The organism is Actinomycetota bacterium, assembly GCA_035640355.1.
In the GTDB taxonomy this organism is placed as follows: domain Bacteria; phylum Actinomycetota; class UBA4738; order UBA4738; family HRBIN12; genus CALGFI01.
The window spans coordinates 46,198-62,210 of the sequence record DASQWI010000012.1 but is presented as its reverse complement, the minus strand read 5'-3'; the positions used below and the strand labels follow the sequence as shown (position 1 = coordinate 62,210).

15 protein-coding genes and 1 tRNA gene are annotated in these 16,013 nt (G+C 68.1%); 7 read left to right on the top strand and 9 right to left on the bottom strand.

Translation table 11 applies throughout. The features are described from left to right. Positions 1-12: 12 nt before the first annotated feature. Entirely contained in the window at positions 13-3,612 is a 3,600-nt protein-coding gene (locus tag VFA08_07185; GenBank protein HYZ13376.1) for an adenylate/guanylate cyclase domain-containing protein, read from the top strand. Positions 3,613-3,618: 6 nt separating this feature from the next. On the opposite strand, the gene clpX is transcribed toward VFA08_07185, so the two are convergent. Genes clpX through tig form a run of 3 tightly spaced genes read right to left on the bottom strand, consistent with a single transcriptional unit; the run spans position 3,619 to position 6,934 of the window. After that, positions 3,619-4,884, bottom strand: a complete 1,266-nt coding sequence (clpX, locus tag VFA08_07180; GenBank protein ID HYZ13375.1) for an ATP-dependent Clp protease ATP-binding subunit ClpX — start codon at positions 4,882-4,884, stop codon at positions 3,619-3,621. Between the two features lie 59 nt (positions 4,885-4,943). Then, the gene (locus VFA08_07175) at positions 4,944-5,573 is read right to left on the bottom strand and encodes an ATP-dependent Clp protease proteolytic subunit (GenBank protein HYZ13374.1); all 630 of its coding nucleotides are present in this window, start codon (positions 5,571-5,573) and stop codon (positions 4,944-4,946) included. Then, positions 5,570-6,934, bottom strand: a complete 1,365-nt coding sequence (gene tig, locus VFA08_07170) for a trigger factor (GenBank protein HYZ13373.1) — start codon at positions 6,932-6,934, stop codon at positions 5,570-5,572. The genes VFA08_07175 and tig overlap by 4 nt, the downstream gene beginning before the upstream one ends. Positions 6,935-7,011: 77 nt before the next feature. Between tig and VFA08_07165 the strand changes: the two genes are divergently transcribed. Further along, positions 7,012-7,782, top strand: coding sequence for an inositol monophosphatase family protein (locus VFA08_07165; protein ID HYZ13372.1), 771 nt, complete (start codon positions 7,012-7,014; stop codon positions 7,780-7,782). Between the two features lie 77 nt (positions 7,783-7,859). Beyond that, positions 7,860-8,972, top strand: coding sequence for an aminotransferase class I/II-fold pyridoxal phosphate-dependent enzyme (locus VFA08_07160; protein HYZ13371.1), 1,113 nt, complete (start codon positions 7,860-7,862; stop codon positions 8,970-8,972). Positions 8,973-8,996: 24 nt separating this feature from the next. On the opposite strand, the gene VFA08_07155 is transcribed toward VFA08_07160, so the two are convergent. Beyond that, positions 8,997-9,509: a hypothetical protein gene (locus VFA08_07155; GenBank protein ID HYZ13370.1), complete on the bottom strand. Its 513-nt coding sequence runs from the start codon at positions 9,507-9,509 to the stop codon at positions 8,997-8,999. A 104-nt stretch (positions 9,510-9,613) separates the two neighbouring features. Then, positions 9,614-9,688, bottom strand: a tRNA-Pro gene (locus VFA08_07150). Positions 9,689-9,790: 102 nt separating this feature from the next. Between VFA08_07150 and ccmA the strand changes: the two genes are divergently transcribed. From ccmA to VFA08_07130, 4 genes are read left to right on the top strand one after another with little or no spacing between them, the layout of a single operon-like run. Next, the gene (gene ccmA / locus VFA08_07145; protein HYZ13369.1) at positions 9,791-10,468 is read left to right on the top strand and encodes a heme ABC exporter ATP-binding protein CcmA; all 678 of its coding nucleotides are present in this window, start codon (positions 9,791-9,793) and stop codon (positions 10,466-10,468) included. After that, the gene (locus VFA08_07140; protein HYZ13368.1) at positions 10,465-11,136 is read left to right on the top strand and encodes a heme exporter protein CcmB; all 672 of its coding nucleotides are present in this window, start codon (positions 10,465-10,467) and stop codon (positions 11,134-11,136) included. Before ccmA ends, VFA08_07140 begins: the two co-directional genes overlap by 4 nt. A 1-nt stretch (position 11,137) precedes the next feature. Beyond that, complete coding sequence (gene ccsA, locus VFA08_07135; GenBank protein ID HYZ13367.1) at positions 11,138-11,875, top strand: cytochrome c biogenesis protein CcsA; 738 nt, start codon at positions 11,138-11,140, stop codon at positions 11,873-11,875. Further along, positions 11,875-12,015, top strand: a complete 141-nt coding sequence (locus VFA08_07130) for a hypothetical protein (GenBank protein ID HYZ13366.1) — start codon at positions 11,875-11,877, stop codon at positions 12,013-12,015. Before ccsA ends, VFA08_07130 begins: the two co-directional genes overlap by 1 nt. A gap of 14 nt (positions 12,016-12,029) precedes the next feature. On the opposite strand, the gene VFA08_07125 is transcribed toward VFA08_07130, so the two are convergent. Genes VFA08_07125 through VFA08_07110 form a run of 4 tightly spaced genes read right to left on the bottom strand, consistent with a single transcriptional unit; the run spans position 12,030 to position 16,012 of the window. Then, positions 12,030-12,962 (bottom strand): tetratricopeptide repeat protein, encoded by a 933-nt coding sequence (locus VFA08_07125; protein ID HYZ13365.1) that lies wholly within the window; start codon positions 12,960-12,962, stop codon positions 12,030-12,032. 31 nt (positions 12,963-12,993) lie between these two features. Then, on the bottom strand, positions 12,994-13,461 hold the full coding sequence (locus tag VFA08_07120; GenBank protein ID HYZ13364.1) for a cytochrome c-type biogenesis protein: 468 nt from the start codon (positions 13,459-13,461) through the stop codon (positions 12,994-12,996). Beyond that, positions 13,458-14,003, bottom strand: coding sequence for a TlpA disulfide reductase family protein (locus tag VFA08_07115; GenBank protein ID HYZ13363.1), 546 nt, complete (start codon positions 14,001-14,003; stop codon positions 13,458-13,460). Before VFA08_07115 ends, VFA08_07120 begins: the two co-directional genes overlap by 4 nt. Next, positions 14,000-16,012 carry a heme lyase CcmF/NrfE family subunit gene (locus VFA08_07110; protein ID HYZ13362.1) on the bottom strand — a complete coding sequence of 671 codons (2,013 nt, stop codon included), beginning with the start codon at positions 16,010-16,012 and terminating at the stop codon, positions 14,000-14,002. The genes VFA08_07115 and VFA08_07110 overlap by 4 nt, the downstream gene beginning before the upstream one ends. Between the last annotated feature and the right edge of the window lies 1 nt (position 16,013).

Sequence of the window (16,013 nt, the reverse complement as noted above, 5' to 3'; positions counted from 1 at the left end):
TACACTCGGCCCGTGACGACCTGCCAGCGGTGCGGATCGGAGAACCCGAACGGCGCACGCTTCTGCGTGTCGTGTGGTTCGTCCCTCGTCCCGGCTTGTCCCGTCTGCGGCGCCGAGCGGCCGCCCGCCGCGCGGTTCTGCCCGAGCTGCGGCAGCGCCTTCGTCGAGTCAGACGTACCGGTGGGTCAGGAACGTCGCCTGGTCACGATCTTGTTCGCCGACGTGACCGGCTCGACAGCGCTCGGCGAGCATTTGGATCCCGAACGCCTCCAGGAAGTCCTATCGACCTACTTCCGCGCGATGCGTGAGGAGATCGAGGGCCAAGGCGGCACCGTCGAGAAGTTCATCGGCGACGCGGTCATGGCGGCGTTCGGCGTGCCGGCCGCGCACGAGGACGATCCCGCTCGTGCGCTCCGTGCGGCTCTTCGGATGCAGCGGCGGCTCGAAGCAGTCAACGCCGATCTCGACGAGCGGTTCGGCGTCGTACTGCAGGTACGGATCGGCGTCAATACGGGGGAGGTCCTGGCTGCGACGGAACCGAAACCCGGCGAGCCCATGGTGACCGGGGACGCGGTGAACGTCGCCGCCCGCCTCGAACAGACCGCAGAACCGGACACCATCGTGGTCGCCGAACGCACCGCCCGCGCCGCGCGTGGGTTCCGATTCCGCGAGCCGACCGAGCACGATGTCCGCGGCCGCGAGAGGCCGGTGCCCGCAGTTGTGCTCGAGGAGGCGGCGCCCGAGCGACCCGAACGCGGCGTTCCCGGCCTCCGCGCGCCTATGGTTGGGCGTGAGCAAGAGCTAGCAGTACTTCGCACGTTGTTGGAGCGTTCGTCCGCGGAACGTCGGTCCCACCTCGTGACGATCTACGGCGATCCCGGCGTGGGCAAGAGCCGTCTCACCGCGGAGTTCGTCACCGACAGCGAGCGCCGTGAACCTATGCCGACTGTCGTTCGCGGTCGCTGTCTCCCCTACGGCGAAGGCGTCACGTATTGGCCGCTGGCCGAGATACTGAAGGGACTCGCCGGCGTTCGCGACACCGATCCACCCGAGGTGACGCTGGCGAGGATCCGCGCGCTCGGCGACGAATTGCTCACGCCAGAGGTCGTCAGCGACGCGCGCAGGGCCACTGCGGCTCTCGCATACACCGTAGGCGTGAACGATCCGGAGTTCCCGTTCATTGACGTCGAACCGCGCGAGGTCCGCGCGAAGATCCATGCGGCTTGGCGCTCGCTGTTCTCAGGACTCGGCGCACGAGGGCCCGTCATCACCGTCATAGAGGACATCCACTGGGCCGACGGAGCACTCCTCGACTTGTTGGACGAGCTCGCCGAACGCGTGGTCGGGCCCGTCGTATTCGTGTGTCCTGCTCGTCCGGAAGTGACCAATCAGCGTCCGGGCTGGGGCGGCGGCAAGCGCAACGTGTCGTCGATCTCGTTGGAACCACTGTCTCGCGACGACGCCGATATCCTGGTCGGTTTCCTCCTCGCGGTGGAGGAGCTTCCCGCCGCGGTGCACGCGCGGATCCTCGAGCGCGCCGAAGGCAATCCATTCTTCCTGGAGGAGATCGTCAGACATCTGATCGACGAGGGACGCATCATCCGCGACGGAGACCGGTGGCGCGCCGCTGCGGACATCGACGACATAGAGATCCCGGACACGGTTCAGGGCGTGCTCGCCGCGAGGATCGATCTCCTCGATCCGGTCGAGAAGCGAGCGCTCCAGAGAGCGGCCGTGGTCGGTCGGGTGTTCTGGCCGGGGCCGGTCGGACGGCTGCTGAACGGTGATGGTGACCGTGTCCGCGACACGCTCGAAAGGCTCGAGGTACGTGAGCTCGTCTCCAGCAGGCTGACGTCGGCTATCGCCGGCGAGCCCGAGTTCATCTTCAAGCACATCCTGACGAGAGACGTCGCATACGAAAGCCTTCCGCGGCGCGACAGGGCGAAGGCGCACTCGGCGGTCGCCGAATGGATCGAATCGACCGCGGGCGAGCGACGCGACGAGTTCGCCGAGCTACTCGCCTACCACTACGAGGAGGCACATCGCGGTCGCCGAGACGATCCGCAGACCGACGCTGGATCGCTGGAGTATCTGCGAGCGAAGGCCTTCGCCGCGCTGATGGAGGCTTCGGAGAACGCTCGACGCCGTTTCGCCGTCGGGAAGGCCGCCGCCTTGGCCGAGCGAGCGCTCGCGATCGCGACGCAACCGCACGATCGCTCGATCGCTCTGGAGCAGACGGGCAGAGTGGCGCTGAACGACTACCGGGGCGACCTGGCGTTTACCTCCTTCGGCGAGGCAGCCAATCTGCGCGCCACCGACGCGCCGGACGATCCGATGGCGATCGCGCGCGTGTGTGCGTTTGCCGTCGAGGCACCGATGCGGTGGCCCGGCTCGATGAAGCGCCTACCTACAGAGCCCGAGGTCCGGCGGTATCTCGATCTGGGGTTCGAGAACGTCGGCGAGGACGACAGCGAGGTACACGTGCGGTTGCTGCTGGCCCGGGCGTTCGTTCCGTACGCGTTCGGATCACGCCGAGACATCACCGACGACGAGTGCAACGACGCCGCAGCCGACGGGGAGCGGGCGGCCGACATGGCGCGGCGGCTCGGGCGACCCGATCTCGAATCGGCGAGCCTGGACGGCGCGGGGACGGCGTGGTGGGTTCGCGGTCTCTACGGTCCATCGGTCCCGAACATCCGCCGTCGTCTTGAGCTCGCAGATGCCCTCGAGGATCCGTGGGAGCTCGGCGACATGTTCGACGTCGCCGCTTGGACGTTCGCCATGATCGGCGACTACCACGAGGCCGTCCGCATGACCGAACGGTCGGCAGCCGCCACGAGGGGCCAGGCACCCGGTATGGAGCTCCACGGTCTGTCGTGGCGCGCGTTCGCCGAGTTCGCCCTCGGCAACTGGTCCGCCGTGGTGGCCGAAATTCTGCCGTGGGTCCGCACCCTGCTCGGCGAACGGTTCGACGACCCGCCTTACTTCACCGCGCATGTGTTCGGCTCGGCGGCGTTGGTGCTGTCCGCGCGCGAAGACCCCGGCGCCATGGAACTCCTCGGGTTGCTTCGCCGGCATGCAGAGAGCGCCGAGGCCGGCGAATGGCCCACGCTTTCCCTGATCTGGCTGGTCTGGATCCTGACGAGGCAGGGCTCGGAGCATGAGGTGAACGAGCTCCTCGAGCGTCTCCGTTCTAGCCACACGGAGCTCAGACGGCCGCTGCGCGACCAGGTCGTTGCGGTGACGCTCGCCGAACAGGGGCGCTGGGCTGAGGTCCCGCAGTTCCTCGCCGCGTCGCGCTCGTTCGCGAAGCGGGCGGGCCTGCGTGCGCTCCCGGCGCATCTCGACCGCCTCGAAGGCCGCGCTGCCCTTCACGAGGACGACGTCGACGACGCGGTGTCGATGCTCGAGCAGGCTCGTCAGGCCTTCGCTAGCCTCGGCGCGGCGTGGGAGCGTGCGGTGACGGAGCTCGATCTCGCCGATGCCCTTGTGTCCTCCGGTCGCCTCGACGACGCGCGGTCCGTGCTCGTCGCTGCCACCCGGGATCTCGAACGAAGCGGTGCGCGACGCGAACTCGAGCGGTTGGAGAAGATACGAGGCGAACTGGCCTGAACGACGTTAGGCCGTGCGCTCCTGGCGCTCGCGCCGCTTCGGCTCCTTCACCGGCACGAGCGTGGGGTTGACCTTGCTGCGCACGACCTCGCCGTCGATCACGCACTTGGTGACGTCCTTGCGCGACGGGAGCTCGTACATCGTGTTCAGCAGCACCTCTTCGAGGATCGCGCGCAGCCCTCGCGCTCCGGTTGCGCGGAGGATCGCCTGATCGGAGATCGAGTCGAGCGCGTCGTCGGTGAACTCGAGCTCGACGCCGTCGAACTCGAAGAACCTGTGGTACTGCTTCACGAGCGCGTTCTTCGGCTTGGTCAGGATGTCGATGAGCGCCTGCTTGTCGAGGTTGTGCACGTTGGTGATGACGGGAAGACGCCCGACGAACTCAGGGATCAGCCCGTACTTCAATAGGTCTTCCGGAAGGACCTGGTGCAGGATCGCGCCGAGATCCTTGTCCTCGACACGACGAACGTCTGCGCCGAACCCGATCCCGCGGCTTCCGATCCTGCTCTCGACGATCTTCTCGAGCCCGGCGAAGGCGCCGCCGCAGATGAACAGGATGTTCGTCGTGTCGATCTGGATGAACTCCTGGTGCGGGTGCTTGCGGCCGCCCTGCGGAGGAACCGACGCCGTCGTTCCCTCGAGGATCTTCAAGAGCGCCTGCTGCACGCCCTCACCGGAGACATCACGAGTGATCGACGGGTTCTCGCTCTTGCGGGCGATCTTGTCGACCTCGTCGATGTAGATGATCCCGGTCTCCGCCTTCTTGACGTCGTAGTCGGCGGCCTGGATCAGCTTGAGCAAGATGTTCTCGACATCCTCGCCGACGTAGCCGGCCTCCGTGAGCGCGGTGGCGTCGGCGATGGCGAAGGGGACGTTCAGCATCCGCGCGAGCGTCTGCGCAAGGAGCGTCTTCCCGCAGCCGGTCGGACCGAGGATCATGATGTTGGACTTCTGGAGCTCGACCTCGTTGTCCTTGGCGCCGACCTGGATTCGCTTGTAGTGGTTGTAAACGGCGACCGACAGGACCTTCTTGGCCGTCTCCTGTCCGATCACGTACTCATCCAGGAAGGCGTAGATCTCCTGCGGCTTGGGCAGCTCGTCGAGCTTCAGCTCCGAGGTCTCGGAGAGCTCTTCCTCGATGATCTCGTTACAGAGATCGATGCACTCGTCGCAGATGTAGACGCCGGGCCCGGCGATCAGCTTCTTGACCTGCTTTTGGGACTTGCCGCAGAACGAACACTTCAGCAGGTCCGAGTCGCCGATCCTCGCCATGCCCCCGTCCCCCTGAACGAACGGCCGAGTCCCCGCCCGGCCTGGTTAGCCGTCGAATCCTACGATGCGCCGGCGGCCGCCGCCGCGAGTTCCGGCTTCAACTTGCGGGTCGTGATGACCTCGTCGACGATCCCGTACTCGACCGCTTCCTGCGCGGTGAGGATGTAGTCGCGGTCAGTGTCCTTGCCGACCTTCTCCAGCGGCTGGCCGGTGTGCTCGGCGATCAGCTGATCAAGGAGCTGGCGGTACCGGATGATCTCCCTCGCCTGGATCTCGATATCCACCGCCTGCCCACCTGCCTGTCCGTGCGGCTGGTGAAGCAGGACGCGGGAGTGTGGCAGCGCGAACCGCTTGCCCTTCGTGCCGGCGAGCAGCAGCACCGCGGCCGCCGACGCCGCCTGTCCCATCACGGTCGTCGAGACGTCGCACTTGACGTACTGCATCGTGTCGTAGATCGCGAACAGCGCCGTGATGTCCCCACCCGGCGAGTTGATGTACAGGTTGATGTCCTTGTCGGGTTCCTCGGACTCGAGGTGCAGGAGCTGCGCCATGATGAGGTTGCCGACGTTGTCGTCCACCGGCGTGCCGAGGAACACGATGCGTTCCTTGAGCAGACGCGAGTAGATGTCGAACGAACGCTCACCGCGAGCGGTCTGCTCGACGACGACGGGGACGAGGTAGTCCTTCATGGCGTCTCCCTCTTGTCTCGTTCCGGTTCTGATGAGGGCTCATTGGAAGCGTCGGACGGGATCCCGTCCTCCTTGAGCCGGATGTTCGCGTGCTCGATGAGGATGTCGAGCGCCTTGGAGCGGATGATATCACCGGCCAATGATGCGATCTGACCGCTACTCTCCAATGTCTTCGCAACCTCTTTCGGTTCGCGTCCGAGCGCGGCGGCGAGTCCTGTGATCTCTCCGGCCAGCTCCTCGGGAGTGACCTGGATGTCCTCGGCGCGAGCGATGGCCTCGAGGACGAGGTCCGCGATGATCGCGCGTTCGGCGTGCTGCCGCGCGTCGGCGCGGAACCGAAGCTCGTCGAAGCCCTGCGACGCGAGCAACTGATCGAGCGTGGTGCCTGCCCGTTCCGCCCGCTCGCGCGCGTGGCTCACGCGATGCCCGATCTCCTCGTCAACGAGGCTCTCGGGCAGGTCGACCCTCGTCCGTTCGATCAGCGCGCCCAGGGCCGCGTCGCGGATGATGCCGTCGGCGGCGCGATCTTTGCTCTGGGCGATCTGCTTGGCGAGCTCGGCCCGGAGCTCGTGCAGCGTGTCGAACTCGGAGGCGGTCTTGGCAAACTCGTCGTCGGCCGCAGGGAGCTTCTTGGCTCTCACGTCCTTCACCAACACCTGGAGCGACACCTCGCGCCCAGCCTCGTCGCCGAAGCGCTCGGGAAGCACGTCGTTCACCTTGAGGATCTCGCCGGCGCGCTTTCCCTCGAGCTCGGTGTCGAGCTTGGGACCGAACTCCCCGGATCCAACCTCGTACAGGTAGTCCTGGCGTGTCGCGTCGGCCACGTCCTGGCCGTGGACGCTGGCGCGAATGTCGATGACGACGTAGTCGTTGTCGTGCGCCGGACGGGCGACGGGTTCGAGCTCGGCGAATCGTTCGCGCAGTGAGTCGACCATCGCATCGACGTCCTTGTCCGTGACCTCGCTCGTCGGGCGGTCGAGCTCGATCCCCTTGTAGTCGGCGTCCTCGAACCGCAACCGCGGCCGAACCTCGACCGTCGCCGTGAAGACGAGCGGCTTGCCCTCCTCGACCTGCTGGAGATCGATGTCCGGTTGTGCGATCGGCGCGAGGTCGTTCTCCCGCATCGCGTCACGGTAGTACGTCGGAACGGATTCCTCGAGGAACTCGCCGAGGACGGCGTCCCGCCCGATCTGGGCGTCGATGACCTGCCGCGGAACCTTGCCCTTGCGGAAACCGGGGATCTTGACCTGTCGCGCGACCTTGCGATACGCACGATCGAGATCCCTTCCGAAATCATCCGGCGGAACCTCGATCGTGAGCTTTACCTTGTGCTTGTCGGTCTCTTCGACGGTCGTCTGCATCCGAACATCGAATCTAGCAGTCCGGCCCGATACCCCGGTTACGTGACCGGAAGCGGCCGACGGTAGGCTCCGCGCCGATGTACGAGAACGAGCTCTCGTTCGCCAACGAACTCGCCGACGAGGCTGACGGGATCGCGTTGTCCTACTTCGGCCGGTCGTTCGAGGTTCGGGAGAAGGCCGACCGGACCCCCGTCACCGAAGCCGACATCACGATCGAAAGGGCCATCCGCGCTGCAGTGCACGCGCGGTTCCCCCGCGACGGCGTCCTCGGCGAGGAGGGCGGATCGGAGGGGGATGCATCCCGCCGCTGGATCGTCGACCCGATCGACGGCACGAAGAACTTCGCCGACGGCGTGCAGCTGTGGGCGACCCTGATCGCGTTCGCCGTGGACGACGTTCCGGTCGTCGGCGTGGTGTCGATGCCCGCGATCGGCGAGCGCTACGAGGCCGCGCGAGGCCTAGGCGCCAGATTGAACGGCGACGCGATCCACGTCTCGCGCATCGACTCGGTGTCGCGAGCGTTCGTCCTGTTCGGCGGGATGGCGGACTGGCTCGACGGGCCGAACGCGCGCGGGGTGCAGAAACTGATGAGTGAGGCGCGGCGCACTCGCGGCTTCGGCGACGCATGGGCGCACATGCTCGTCGCGCGCGGCTCGGCCGATGTGATGGTCGAGCGCGAGCTCAACACGTGGGACTGGGCGGCGGTCGAAGTCGTGGTCGAGGAGGCGGGCGGGACCATGAGCCAGCTGGACGGATCTCCACTCGCGCACGGCAGGAGCGTGCTCTCGACGAACGGCGTGCTGCACAACGACGTCGTCGGGCGATTACGTTCGGCGCGCGGCGCATAGCCCACGCGCGTCGGGCGACCGCATTGCGTTGGAGGAGGCGGCGTTGGTAGCGTCGCGCCGCGCGAAGGGAGAACCGGTTGGCGACCATCGACGTCTTCGAGATGGAGCGGCTGCAGTCGCTGTACTGGCACGAGGTCGAGTACGACCTGTCGGAGAGCGGCGTGTCACCGCTCTCCCTCGACGAGCTGCTCCGCGATGACGACGCGAGGCGAGCGCTCCTCGACACGAGGCTCGGCTATCCGCTGTCCGAAGGTTCGGAACGAACGCGTGCGTTCGTCGCGGAGTGGTACGACGGGGCGGGCGTCGAGAACGTGACGATCACGAACGGCGGATCGGAGGCGAATCTCGTCGCCCTGTGGTCGTTGCTCGAACCCGGCGACCGTCTGGCGTTCATGGTTCCGAACTATCTGCAGGGCTGGGGCCTCGGCCGTCACTTCGGCGATACAACTGGCACGTTCGGTCTCGTCCCCGGCCGCGACGGATGGTCCCTCGACGTCGACGCGCTCGAGCGCGCCATCGGTCCGCGGACGAAGGCGGTGATGGTGTGCAACCCGAACAACCCGACGGGCCATGTGCTCACCGCCGACGAGATGGATGCCCTCGTTCGCGCGACCGAACGCGTGGGCGCATGGATCGTCGCCGACGAGATCTACCGGGGGGCCGAGGTCGACACGGACCGGACGACGCCGACGTTCTGGGGACGTTCCGATCGGGTGATCGTCACGAGCGGACTGTCGAAGGCGTTCGGTCTTCCTGGTCTGCGGGTCGGATGGGCGGTCGCGTCACAGGAGACGATCGCCGAGCTGTGGATCCGGCACGACTACACGACGCTCACGCCTGGCATGCTCTCGGACTCGCTCGCTCAGATCGCGATGGAGCCCGCTCGACGCGAGGAGCTCCTGGCGCGGACGCGCGGCATCATTCGGACGAACCTCTCGAGGCTCGAGGAATGGATCGCCGGGCAATCGGCGCTGACGTACGTGCGCCCGAAGGCCGGCGCCATCGCCTACGTCGAGTACGACCTGCCGATCGGCTCGCGGGATCTGATCGATCGCATCCGAACGCAGCAGAGCGTGCTGCTGGTTCCCGGCGAGATGTTCGGGCTCGGAAACGGCTTCCGCGTCGGGTTCGGGTTCGACATCGAGCACACGATCAAAGGCCTCGACCGAGCGGCGCTCTCGTTCCCGTGATGGGACGCCGGGCGAGCGGGGCGGTTACCGCGCGATGCGACGGCGAGCGGCAACGGCGCCCGTCGGCCGAGACGGCTCGGCCGGCACTCTGCGGAGCGCCGCCTCGGCGTCGGCCATCGTGACCACCCTGCGCTTGTAGTTCAGCAGGGCGAATCGGTCGCACGTCGTCTCCGCAGAGCCGCCGCGTCCGTGGTGGACGTGCAGGTACCAGTGCATCCACTCGTGGAGGTACAGGAACCTGAGCACCTCGCGCGCCGTCCGGAACGTCACGCCCTCGGTCAGCCAGATGAACCGGATCGACCGGCTCGCCCGGCGCTTGGCCCCGAACGCCACGACCTCGCCGAACGGGTAGAAGGGCTCGGGAACCTGGAGCGTGATCGTGCGCTCGCCGAAGTCGGTCTGTGCGGCAAGGTGCGGCTTCTCCCGATACCGCAAGGGCCTCACGACGACGTCGTACCCGCGTGCCTCCGGCAGCCCCGACAGCATCCGGCGAATTGTGCCGAGCGGGAGTTCGTCACAGAACGAGCGGAGGCGCATGGCGCCAGAGTAGCGCCACGATGAGATTTCGGGGTTCACGTTGCGCCGCAACGGTCTCGGCGGCTTCTGAGCCCGCCCCGGCCGCGGATCGTTGCGACGATCCGTCGGGATGGCCGGATTCGAACCGGCGACCTCGGCGACCCAAACGCCGCGCGCTAACCAGACTGCGCCACATCCCGGCAGGCCGATTGTAGTGGCGCTGGGGTAGCCAGCCGGCGTCCCCGCCTCTCCTCCGACACCGTCGGAGCGGCGCGTCGCGCGTGGGTGCTACAAAGGGGTCCGTGCACGACCTCCACGAGAAGCGCGCTCGCAGCGCCGTCACGGCCGTCGAGCTGAACGCCGTCACGCGGCTGTTCGGCGCGAATCCGGCCCTGGTCCGCGCCGACGTTCGCGTCGCACCCGGTGAAGTGCTGGTGCTCCGCGGCCCGAACGGCGCCGGCAAGACGACGGTCCTTCGGATCATGGCGACCGCGCTCTCCCCGACGTACGGACACGGTTCCGTGCTGGGGTACGACCTCGTCCGCGAGCGCGACGCGATCCGTCGCCACACCGACCTGATGTCTCACAGAACACGCCTGTACGAGGACCTCTCGGCGGCTGAGAACCTCCGGTTCTGGTGCCGGCTCCTCGGCGTGGACGGGGCGGACATCCAGGGGGCGCTAGACCGCGTGGGGCTCCTCGAGGTGGCAGGCGAACGGGTGCACGGCTTCTCGCAGGGCATGCGGCAGCGCGTGGCGGTGGCGAGGACCCTCTTACGGCGCCCGCAGATCCTCTTGCTCGACGAGCCCTATACCGGCCTCGACGCGGAGGCGCACCACGCGGTCGACGATCTGATCCGCGAGGCCTCGCGCGACGGTCGCGCCGTCGTGGTCGCGACGCACCACACGATGCAGCGGGGGTTGGCGGACCGGGTCCTGTTCATGGACGGGGGACGCATCGTTCGCGAGGGGGAGCCATGAGGCTCCTCCGTCACGCAGCGACGATTGCCGCGAAGGACGTTCGCGCCGAGATCCGGGCCAAACACGCGCTTGCGACGTTGCTCCCCTTCGCCGCCACGTTGCTCATCTCCTTCGGTTTCGCGTTCGGGCCGGGCCGCGACGTGCTCCTGCGGACGGCGCCGGGCCTGTTGTGGATGGCCGTCCTGTTCGCGGCGGTGATCGCCGCCCGACGCGCGTACCAGATCGAGAGCGAGGACGGCGCGCTCGAGGGGTTGCTGCTCGCGCCGATCGACAAGGCCGCGGTGTTCCTCGGCAAGGCCGCCGCTGTCGCGTTGCAACTTCTGCTGCTCGTCGCGTGTGCGCTGGTGCTCGTCGTCGTGCTGTTTGACCTCACGGTGCGCGGTCCACTCGTGCTGGCCGCCGCGTTCGGGCTCGGGGCGGTTGGGCTCGCGGCAGTGGGCGGCCTGTTCGGCGTGCTCGCGGAGGCCGCGCGAACGCGCGAGGCGCTCTTCCCCACCCTCGTCCTTCCCCTGGTGACGCCGGTGCTCGTCGCCGGCGTTCGGGCCACCGATCTCGCCGCCACGGGACGCACCGACGAGGCGATCGGGTGGCTTGGCCTCCTCGTCGCGTTCGACGTCGTATTCCTGTCACTCGGCGTGCTCGTGTTCGGCTTCCTGATGGAGGACTGAGGTGGAGATCGCGGCGCGCGGGCTTGGAACGGCGACATCTCGGAGCGGCGAACGGTTGCTCGGCGTCGCGGCGCTACTCGCGCTCGGCCTGAGCGCGACGCTGTCGCTCGTCGTCGCGCCGCCCGACGCGCTACAGGGGGAGGTGCAGCGGCTGATGTACGTGCACGTCCCCGCCGCGTGGCTCGCGTACCTGTCGTTCTTCGTGGTGTTCGTCTCGAGCGTCGCCTACCTGCGAACCAGCCGGACGAGATGGGATCGCGTGGCAGCGGCCTCTGCCGAGATCGGCGTGTTGTTCACGGCGCTGGCCATCGTCCTCGGCGCCCTGTGGGGCAAGCCGGTGTGGGGGACGTGGTGGACGTGGGACCCGCGGCTGACGACGACGGCGATGCTGCTGCTGATCTATATCGGCTACCTCGCGGTTCGGCGGATCACTGACAACCCAACGCGACGCGCCCGGTGGTCGGCCGTGATCGGGATCGTCGGGTTCGTCGACGTGCCGATCGTGCACCTGTCGGTGGTGTGGTGGCGGTCGCTCCACCAGCAGTCGACGGTGTTGCGCCTCGGCGGCCCTCAGATCGAGGGCTCGATGCTCACCGCTCTGCTGGTCGCCGTCGGCGCGTTCACGATCGTGTACGCGTACCTGATGGCGGTTCGCCTCCGCGTCGGGCGAATCGAGGAGCGCGCAGCGCGCGAGGCCCTGTCGCCGCGGCTCGGCGAGGTCGAGGAGGCCGCGCGCTGATGGAATCGAACATCGGCTACGTCGTGGCCGGATACGCGATCACAGCGGTGGCGCTGGGCGGGTACGCGCTGCGGCTATTCGTCCGTGCGCGGCGCGCGCGCGAGCGCGCCGAAGCTGTCGCCGCGCGACGCCGGGTCTGAGCGAGTCCTATGGATCAGCGGCACCGGGCCGTAGCGCCTCGCTCGGCATCGGCGATGAGGTCCCGGACGATCGGGCGCTCCGCACCGAACGGCGCCGCCTCGAGGTAGCGCTCGAACGATGCGATCGAAGCATTGGGCCGGTCGAGCCCACAAAGCTGGATGACGCCCCGGATGAACAGCGCCTCGGGGTAGTTCGGCGCGGTCTCGAGGGCCCGATCCACCGAGTTCATCGCATCATCCGGACGATCGGAGAGGTACAGGATCATGCCGACGTGCGCGTTCGCTTCGGCGTCGTCGGGATCGCGCTCGAGCACAACGGCGTACTCGGCGAGTGCCTCCTCGATACGACCGGCGTCCAGGTAGCGATGTGCGAGGTCGAGTCGCGCGGCGACGTCGTTTGGCTGGCGTTCGACGCGGTCCTCGAAGAAGGCGAACGGGTCATCGCCCGCGGCGTTCGGCGCCGCGGGCGACGCCGCCGGTTCCGCGTCGCGTAGCAACCCCGTCACGACCACGGACCCAACGGTGGCCACGAGCAGCACGGCCACGACCCACGGTGGCACCCGTCCGGAGGCCGGAACAGGGACGACCTCGCCGTCGCTTGTGGCCGTATCGCTCACAGCCGCACGGAAGCTCGCTCGGCGGCCGTCTCGTGTGATCGCCGAGCTCTGCGCGGCGATCGAGCGAGCGTCGATCCGTCGGAGCAGCCGCGCCATCCTTCCCTCGGTCTCGCGGCGAAGCCGGACGTACTCCGTCTCCTCGAGGGCACCGCTTTTCCATGACTCCTCCAGGTCGGCGAGCGACCGAAGCAGCGTGAGGCGCCGGTCCTCGAGCGGATCCACCGGTCCCTCGATCAAGACAGGATCGCGGCGCCGGAAACCGGCGGCGACTCCGGCCACGGCGACCGCGGATAGGGACGCGACCGTCAGCGCGGCGATGACCGGGTTCACCGAGTCTCCCGATTCGATGTCTCGGACCGGGTCACGTCGGCTCCTCGAGGCCGCGCAGCTCGTGCTCGATCCGGCGACGTTCGCTCGGCGATGCTTCCATGTCGTCGCGCGGTGGACGGCGCCGGACGAGCGCCAACCACACGGCCAGCCCCGCAACCAAGGCGACGACCGGGAGCGCCCAGGGCAGCAGGTTCAGCCCGCGGCGCGTCGGCTCCAGCAGGATCCACTCCCCGTACCGGTCCACGAAGTACGCCCGGATCTCCTCGTCGGTCTCTCCGGAGCGGACCCTCGACGCGATTGCGGCCCGCATCTCGCCGGCGAGCCTCGACGGCGAATCGGCGACGGATAGGTTCAAGCAGACCGGGCAGCGCAGGCCGGCCGCGATGCCGCGGGTTCGGTCGGCGACGGTTCCGGTTCCGGGATCGTCGCCTCCGGCGACGATCGTGGCGCCGATAGCGACGGCGATGGCAACCGCGATCAACGCGACCGCGCGCTTCACGACGTGGCCTCGGATCGGAGCGCACGCTCGATCGTGTCGACCAGCCACTCGTACGTGACGGCGCCGACCATCTTGGCGACGATCGTCCCATCGGGCGCGATGACGAACGTCTCGGGGACGCCGAACCGGCCGAACGCGATCGACGTCCGCGATCCGGGATCGGTGACGAGCGGCCAACTCGGGCCGAGCTCTTCGACGTACTGGAGCGCGTCCGGGCGCGCGTCCTCGACGTTCACGCCGAGCACCACGACACCCCGCTCGCGGTAGCGGTCCCATGCGGCGTCCAGCGCGCCGTGCTCCTCTCGGCACGGAACGCACCACGACGCCCAGAAGTTCAGCACGACGACCTGACCGCGCAGATCCGCGGACGAGATCGTCTCGTCACCTCTGAGCGACGGGAGCGAGAACGAGGGCGCGCGCCTCGCCACGAGCTCGCTCGGAAGGTCGCGCGGGTCGTTGCCGATACCCGACGCGAGAAGAAGCACCACCGCAAGCACCGGAACGGCGGCGAACGCAACGACGCGCCAGCGACGCGCGTTCACACGTGCACCTCCTCGCGGACGCGAGGGTGCGCCGGCTCCGGCGCGGGTACGCGCCGGCGCCGAGAGGGAAACGCTGCCAGGAGACCACCCGCCGCGGTGACGAAACCGCCCGCCCACAGCAGCCCGATGCCCGGATTGACGATGAACCGGATGGTCGCCGACGCGGTCTCCGGGTCGACGGCGACCAACGACGAGTACAGGTCGCGGAGTCCGTTCCACGGCGTTCCGACGCGGAGCGACGGGGTGCCGATCGGCTCCGACGATGCGGGGTAGAAGTTCAGCGAAGGCTGCAGCCGGACCACCTCGTCGCCCGTCTTGTCGAACACCGTCAGGTGCGCCAGGACGATGCGGCGGTGAGGTTCCTCGCGAGACGAGATCCGATCCAATCGGATCTCGTATCCGTCGACCTGTCTGCGCTCGCCTCGGGCGATCGCAACCTCGGCCGACGTATCGGCGATCGCCGCCCACGCCACGCCGACGAGCATCAACAGCACGCCGAGATGGGCGACGAGCCCTCCGTACAGCCGTCGGTTTCGTGCGATGGCGGACGACGTCGCTTCCGTCCACGACGTGGCGTGTGCGCGTCGTTGCGCGCGCACCCCACGCGCCATCTCCGACACCGTAGCCACTGCAACGAACGCGGCGAGCGCGAACACGATGGTCGCGGTGGTTCCTCCACCGGCGACGGCCAGCGCGACCGCAGTCCCGGCTGCCGCCCACGCAGGCCATTGCAGGCGCCGGACGATCGCCGAGGCCGACGCCGCGCGCCACGGCAACAGCGGGCCGACGCCCATGAGGAACAGCAGCAGCAGCGCAACGGGCGCCGTGTTGCGGTTGAAGTACGGACCACCGACCGAAACCTTGGTGCCCCGGACGGCCTCGGCCAGGAGCGGGTAGATCGTTCCGACGAGCACGGTCCCGGTGATCGCCAGCAGCAAGACATTGTTGCCCAGGAACACGCTCTCGCGTGACAACGGCGTGTCGAACGCAGCCTCCGATCGAAGCGCGTCGCGTCGCCACGCGATGAGGCCGAACCCGACGAGCAGCACGAGCGTGAGGAACGCGAGGTACAGCGGCCCGACGATGGACTCGGCGAACGCGTGGACCGATGCCAGGATGCTGCCCCTCGTGAGGAACGTGCCGAGCACCGTGAGCGCGAACGTGCCGACGATCAAGGAGAGGTTCCACACCTTCAACATGCCGCGCCGCTCCTGCACGATCACCGAATGCAGGAACGCGGTGCCGGTCAGCCAAGGCAGCAGGGCGACGTTCTCGACCGGATCCCACGCCCAGTAGCCACCCCATCCGAGGACTCCGTAGGACCACAGCGCGCCGAGGACGAGCCCGATCGTCAGGAAGATCCACGCCGCGAGCGTCCACCTGCGCGTGATCCGCATCCACTCGTCACTCACTCGCCCGGTGACGAGCGCGGCCATGGCGAACGCGAACGGGACGGTGAACCCGATGAACCCGAGGTACAGGAAGGGCGGATGCGCGGCCATCAGAGGATGGTTCTGCAGCAGCGGCAGTGGTCCCCGGCCGTCGGCCGGAGGCGACGCGAGGGTCTGGAACGGTGTCGTGGGCCCGAGCACCAAGAGCAGGTAGAAGGCCACGACGCAGTACATCGCCGCGATGGCCCACGGAAACGTCTCGGGCCTGCGCGCTCGAAACCGGAACGCAACCATCGCCACGAACCCCGCGAGCACGAGGTTCCACAGCAGCAGCGAGCCTTCGTCGGCTGACCACAGCGCGAGGACCTTGAAGAACGTGGGCGTGGCCACGCTGGAGTTTGTCGCGACGTAGCGCACCGAGAAGTCGTTCGAGAGCAGCGCCACGAACATGGCGCCGTTCGCCACGGCCACGAGCGCGAGCACCGAGTACGCGGTCGTGCGCGCGCTCTCGACGAGCGACGCGTTGCGACGCCGAGCCCCGACGACGGAAGCGACGGCGCCGTACGCGGCGAGCGAGAGGGCGATGGCCAGCGAGACCGTTCCGACGAACGCGGCCACG

Excerpts from the sequence above, each read along its gene's own strand:
- VFA08_07165 (HYZ13372.1), top strand. The coding sequence starts at position 7,012 with ATGTACGAGAACGAGCTCTCGTTCGCCAACGAACTCGCCGACGAGGCT.
- tig (HYZ13373.1), bottom strand. The coding sequence starts at position 6,934 with ATGCAGACGACCGTCGAAGAGACCGACAAGCACAAGGTAAAGCTCACG.
- clpX (HYZ13375.1), bottom strand. The coding sequence starts at position 4,884 with ATGGCGAGGATCGGCGACTCGGACCTGCTGAAGTGTTCGTTCTGCGGC.
- VFA08_07130 (HYZ13366.1), top strand. The coding sequence starts at position 11,875 with ATGGAATCGAACATCGGCTACGTCGTGGCCGGATACGCGATCACAGCG.
- VFA08_07175 (HYZ13374.1), bottom strand. The coding sequence starts at position 5,573 with ATGAAGGACTACCTCGTCCCCGTCGTCGTCGAGCAGACCGCTCGCGGT.
- VFA08_07140 (HYZ13368.1), top strand. The coding sequence starts at position 10,465 with ATGAGGCTCCTCCGTCACGCAGCGACGATTGCCGCGAAGGACGTTCGC.
- VFA08_07155 (HYZ13370.1), bottom strand. The coding sequence starts at position 9,509 with ATGCGCCTCCGCTCGTTCTGTGACGAACTCCCGCTCGGCACAATTCGC.